Genomic DNA, 1,743 nt, shown 5'->3' with positions numbered 1-1,743 from the left:
ATCAGATGCTTGTGCTGACTTATCGCGGCGAAGAGGCGGTCAAGGAGCACAAGGGCATGTTCGATGCCGCGCTGGCCAGAGACGCCGACACGGCGAAGAGGCTGTTGGAAGATCACATTCGAAATGGTCTCTCACATACGCTTGAGGCTATGTAGCTCGCTGTTGTTTCTGCCTATCACCATCACCTGGATCAGCGACACGGGGCCTGATAGGCAAGCTTAATTTCTGTGCTTACCAGATGAATTTCGTAAGTTCATAATTCAACTTCCTTACCCCGCTGCATCAGGCAGCCGAATAAACAAGGATGAGAACGCCAAGCTTCTGCAGCCAAGGGTTGCTTTGCACCACCACAACGAACCGCGAACGTCGTTGAAGCGGTTTTATGTGAAGCGATCTCTGGTTGAGTGATGACCGCTCAGTGTGGAATGCCTCATCTGACTAGGTCCACCGTTATGTATAGTGAACGGAGGACAGAGAATGGCAAACAAGCGGCACAAGCCCGAGGAGATAGTTCAGAAGTTACGGCAGGTTGATGTGCTTGTCGGCCAGGGTATGCAGCGCGTGGATGCGATCCGCGAAGTGCGCATTACCGAGCAGACCTATTACCGATGGCGCAAGCAGTATGGCGGTATGGGAACCGACCAACTTAAGGAACTCAAACGGCTCCAGAAAGAGAATGAACGGCTTCGGAAAGCCGTGTCGGATCTGACCCTGGACAAGCTAATCCTTAAGGAAGCAGCCCGGGGAAACTTCTGAGCCCCGCCCGCCGGCGTGCCTGCATCGACCTGATCCGAAGTAGGATGAAGGTTTCAGAACGCAGGATCTGCCGGGTGCTGGGGCAGCATCGATCGACGCAAAGGTACTCTCCCCGAGGCCGGGAAAACGAAGACCGGCTTGTCGCGGACATGATTGAACTGGCCCGGCAATACGGCAGCTACGGTTACCGCCGCGTCGCCGTTCTGCTGAGAGATGCGGGCTGGCAGGTCAGCGTCGGCCGTGTTGAGCGGCTATGGAAGCGGGAGGGGCTGAAGGTGCCACGCAAGCAACCAAAGAAGAGCCGTCTCTGGCTGAACGACGGATCATGCATCCGCCTGAAGCCTGAGCACCGCAACCATGTCTGGAGCTACGACTTCGTGCATTGCCGCACTGACGACGGCAAGGCGTTCCGTACCTTGAACATCCTCGATGAGTTCAGCCGGGAATGCCTGTCAATCACAGTGAAGCGGAAGCTAAACTCGACCGACGTGATCGACGCTCTCACCGATCTCTTCATCCTGAGAGGGCCGCCGGCATTTGTGCGCAGCGACAATGGCCCCGAGTTCGTTGCCAAAGACGTCCGAGCATGGATCGAAGCCGTGGGAGCCAGGACGGCCTTCATCGAACCGGGCAGCCCTTGGGAGAACGGCTATGTGGAGAGCTTCAATGCCAGGTTCCGCGATGAACTTCTGAACCGAGAGATCTTCTACTCGCTGAGGGAGGCTCAGATTATCATCGAAGGCTGGCGGAAACACTACAACACTAAGCGGCCCCACAGCGCTCTCGGCTATCGGCCACCAGCTCCTGAAACCATCGTCCAGATGGACCCGAGGCCAGTCATGCACTAACAATCAAGTCGGACCAGTCAAATCAGGCCATCCATCAGCGAGTGCGCACTAGCACATCGCCTTGATTTCAGTTTTTGGTGGAACCGCTGTGATCGAAATCGTCACATGCTGGTCTCGCAGTTTCCTGCGGTCATGGCCT

Annotated in this window: 2 protein-coding genes; both read left to right on the top strand. The window is 56.2% G+C overall.

The features are described from left to right. Positions 1 to 5: 5 nt before the first annotated feature. On the top strand, positions 6 to 155 hold the full coding sequence (locus ACR0D9_RS20575) for an FCD domain-containing protein (protein ID WP_480540101.1): 150 nt from the start codon (positions 6 to 8) through the stop codon (positions 153 to 155). A gap of 322 nt (positions 156 to 477) precedes the next feature. Further along, positions 478 to 1,604 (top strand): IS3 family transposase gene (locus tag ACR0D9_RS20570; RefSeq protein WP_170790453.1). Its coding sequence is split into 2 segments (ribosomal slippage): positions 478 to 742 and positions 742 to 1,604, totalling 1,128 coding nucleotides; the frame shifts between segments, so codons are not numbered across the junction. Positions 1,605 to 1,743 lie beyond the last annotated feature (139 nt).

This window comes from Ruegeria sp. AK11 (genome assembly GCF_056541095.1).
The sequence above is the reverse complement of the archived record's forward strand: the minus strand, read 5'-3'. Positions and strand labels throughout refer to the sequence as shown.

Excerpts from the sequence above, each read along its gene's own strand:
- ACR0D9_RS20575 (WP_480540101.1), top strand. The coding sequence starts at position 6 with ATGCTTGTGCTGACTTATCGCGGCGAAGAGGCGGTCAAGGAGCACAAG.